3 protein-coding genes are annotated in these 3,750 nt (G+C 47.4%); 2 read left to right on the top strand and 1 reads right to left on the bottom strand.

Annotation, left to right across the window (positions count from 1 at the left end; translation table 11 throughout):
* Window positions 1-58: 58 nt before the first annotated feature.
* On the top strand, window positions 59-1,507 hold the full coding sequence (locus tag FJZ26_04870; GenBank protein MBM3229738.1) for a hypothetical protein: 1,449 nt from the start codon (window positions 59-61) through the stop codon (window positions 1,505-1,507).
* Window positions 1,508-1,560: 53 nt separating this feature from the next.
* Here FJZ26_04870 and FJZ26_04865 read toward each other — a convergent pair whose 3' ends face one another.
* Window positions 1,561-3,051 carry an aspartate ammonia-lyase gene (locus tag FJZ26_04865; GenBank protein ID MBM3229737.1) on the bottom strand — a complete coding sequence of 497 codons (1,491 nt, stop codon included), beginning with the start codon at window positions 3,049-3,051 and terminating at the stop codon, window positions 1,561-1,563.
* Between the two features lie 225 nt (window positions 3,052-3,276).
* Between FJZ26_04865 and FJZ26_04860 the strand changes: the two genes are divergently transcribed.
* A partial coding sequence (locus FJZ26_04860; GenBank protein ID MBM3229736.1) for an FAD-binding protein occupies window positions 3,277-3,750 on the top strand: 474 nt, incomplete at its 3' end.

Genomic DNA, 3,750 nt, shown 5'->3' with positions numbered 1-3,750 from the left:
GTTGCAACAAGGTCCAATATCAATGTTTACAGTAATTCAATCTCCAACTACTGAAATTATGCTCCTTGAGCCGCAAAACAACTTCACAACTACCTCAAACAACGTTAACTTCAAGTACAGGTATCTTTCTAGCATACCAAATCCTGCATCTTGCACTTTAAATGTGCAAAAGAACTACGTTTGGTATGCCCAATTCATCAACAGTTCGGTTGCCAACAACACCACAGTCATGGCGTCCCTAGGAAATCTTCCATATTCAAACTATAATTGGCAGGTGTCTTGCGTTACTGGCTCTACTTTTGTAGTTAGCGAAGACAGGTCCTTCGCAGTAGCCCAACCATCACAGCAGACATACAACCTTACAGTTTGGTTTTACGAGGGCGGGACAGCCAGGGGTTCACAAAACGGACTTTTGCCAGGCCAAACAGCCCAAATCAATGCGACTTCGCTCCAGGGCTATGTGTTTGCCAACTGGACAATAAACTACGGCACCTGCCAAATCGGCAATGCCTACGTTTCATTGACAAATGTTACTATGGGAAGTTCAAACTGCGAAGTCACTGCATATTTCAGGCCCGTCCAGCAGCAAACTTACAACCTCACTGTTCAATACAGCGCAGGCGGCACTGCAAGCGGTTCTAGGACAGGCCTGCTCCCGGGCCAGCAAACAAGGATTAATGCCACGGCTTCAAGTGGTTATGTATTCGTGGCTTGGGTCAAGTCCGGAAGCTGCACTGTTACAAATCTTTCATCAAGGGACACCTATGTGGCTATGGGCTCAACTAACTGTGTCTTGCTTGCAACTTTCAAACCTGCGACTCCAAGCGCAAATTATACTTTGGGCCTTTCTGTCTATCCAACTGCATCTGGAACAGTTACTGGATACTCGGGAAACATCCCTTACGGGGCTGTCATGCCAATAAGCGCAACTGCCAGCCAGGGATACAAGTTCATCTCTTGGTCTGTTCTTGACAATTCCAACTGCGTTATCAATGACCAAAAAGTCGCAGCAACCTATGTCAAGGTAAAATCCAACTGCATTGTGCGGGCGAACTTTGACAAAGGCTATACGCTTGCCCTCTCAGTCTCGCCAGCCAATTCCGGCACTGTCAAAGGGTATGGTTCAGGTTTTGACTATGGGGCAAAACAGTTAATCAGTGCAATGCCTTATGCCAATAGCACATTTAGCGGATGGACAATCACTTCAGGCAACTGCAATATCAGCAATCCATTATCCCAAGTCACAAATATAACAGTCAAAAGTAATTGTATTGTAAGCGCAAACTTTGTGGTTTCCCCTAGCCAGCCTAAAAAAGCCACATACCAATTCATGGGCTTATCGGAGCCATTGAGACTTCTTTCAAGTCTTATTGTCTCATCCAAAGAGCTTGGCACTTTTCCAAGTCCTACCTGGGCAAAAATTGCCATTCTTGTGGCTTTTGCGCTAGCAATTACCTTTGCATACTATAAGCTCAGGAAGCCAAAAAAACATAACAAGCAGGGCTAGATATTTAATAGGCCAAAAAAATTAGGCAAGAAAACAAAATTATTCCGTTTTGGCTATTTCCCTATCCTTTTGAGATAGTCCGCGTAGGCCTTGCCTGACTTGATTTTTTCAGCAAGCATGGTGTCAATTGGCGCAGGGCTTGTAAGAGCCCCGGGGTCCAAAATCACCCTCAGCTCACCTTCTCCTAAAAGCCCGTGCTTCAATACAACCTGCGACACGGTAAGGCCGCTTTTTACAGACTCCTTGACAATTTCGGCTACAACATGATAACCCAAGTAGGGGTTTAGGGCTGTTGCAAAAATGAATGTCGCATCCACGTTTTTCTTGCATGCCGCAATGTCGTATTCAAGCCCCCTTGCGCAGCTCCTCTCAAATATTTCAATCCCGTTTGAGAGCGCAATGGCGCTTTCAAGTGTGTTTTTGGCAATCAACGGTGTAAGCACGTTTAGCTCCAGCTGCCCTCCAAGACACGACAGGGCAACTGCATGGTCCATGCCAATTGCATCATATGCAACAATCTCTAGCATCTCTGGTATTGACGGGTTGATTTTGCCGGGCATTATTGAAGAGCCGGGTTCAACTTCGGGGATTACAAGCTCTGCAATCCCCGCCTTTGGGCCGCTGACAAGAAGCTTGAAGTCATTTGCCATCTTTGCGCAGCTGACTGCAACAGCCCTTAGGCCTGAGGAAAAGGCAAGCAATGCATTCATGTTGGATGTGAGCTCGGGCTTGTTCTGGCCGCTTGCAATCTCGCATCCTGTAAGCCTTGAAAGCTCCTCTGCAGCGTATTTTGCGAACTTTGGGTGCGCAGCAATCCCTGTTCCAAGTGCGGTCCCTCCAAGCCCGATTGTGCACAATCCATTTTTTGTCTGTCGCAGCAGCCCAAGGTCCTTAAGCAGCGCATCTGACCAGCTTTTTATCTCCTGGCCAATGCCAATTGGCACTGCATCCTGAAGATGCGTACGCCCCACCTTTATCCTGCCTGCATGCTTTCTTGCCTTTGCTTCTAGGGTCTCAGCAAGCACCTCTATCGCCTTTTCAAGCCTTGGCAATGCATCAAGCAGGGCAACGCGTATGGCAGTTGGTGTAACATCATTTGATGACTGGCCCATGTTTACATCGTTGTTCGGGTGTATGTGCCTGTACGAGCCTAGTGGCGCGCCAAGTATTTCATTTGCCCTGTTTGCAATGACCTCGTTTGCATTCATGTTGAACGGCGTGCCTGCCCCTGCCTGGTAAAAACCAAGCGGAAAATATTCGTCAAACTTGCCTTCATATATCTCCCTGCAGGCCCGCTCAATCGCATCAGCCTTGCTTTTCTCAAGCAGCCCGCACTTGCAGTTTGCAAGCGCGCAAGCAAGTTTGATTTTAATGACCGCCTTTTTGTATGTGCAAAGTGCGCTTCCTGTGAACCTGAAGTTTTGCGCAGCCCTTGCTGTAAATGAGCCAAAATATGAGTTTGCATCCAACTGCACGACTCCCAAGGCGTCCCTCTCAAGCCTTTGGCCCGGCTTTGCGTTTCCCTTTCCCTGCGCGTTTTCCATGGATTTATCTGACTCAAACTGTTTTTATATGGTTTGGAGCAGCCAAAACCAGGCCCAAAGCTGCATAAAAACGCTTTTAATAATCTATGGTGAAAGCAATTATGCAATTTGGCCAAAGTAATGGCTTGCCAAAGCCTGATTTTGAGTCCCTATAAATGAGCAAAAACAAGCGGCAACCTGGCCGATAAAACCACAAGAAATATTGCAAAACTCAGGGTGTTATCAATGGAATCCGGAGAAAAATTTGACGTCATAATCGTTGGCGCAGGGCCTGGCGGAAGCGCCCTTGCGGCATTTTTGGGAAAAGAGGGAAGAAAAGTCCTTCTTCTTGAGAAAAGCCAGTTCCCGCGAGACAAGACCTGCGGGGATGCTGTTGGCGGCAAGTGCACTAAAATACTTCGCGAACTTGGAATCTCTGCCGACATGGAGAAAAACCCGCATGCAAAAATCAGCGGGGTCGTGTTCTCAAACCCAAAGGGAACCCACGTCACAATCCCGTTCCCAAAAAACAAGGAGGGCAAGCAGAACACTGGCTATGTGTGCAGGCGCTATATCTACGACAATTTCCTTTTTGAAAACGTAAAAAAATACCCTTCAGTAAAAGTCATCCAGAACTTTACAGTGGCTGATGTCATACGGGAAGGCGACAGCGTGGTTGGCGTGAAAGGCGCGGGGCAAGACAGGGCCGAAAAGTCGTTT

This window comes from Candidatus Parvarchaeota archaeon (genome assembly GCA_016866895.1).
GTDB lineage: Archaea > Micrarchaeota > Micrarchaeia > Anstonellales > VGKX01 > VGKX01.
This window is presented reverse-complemented; position numbering and strand designations above follow the sequence as displayed.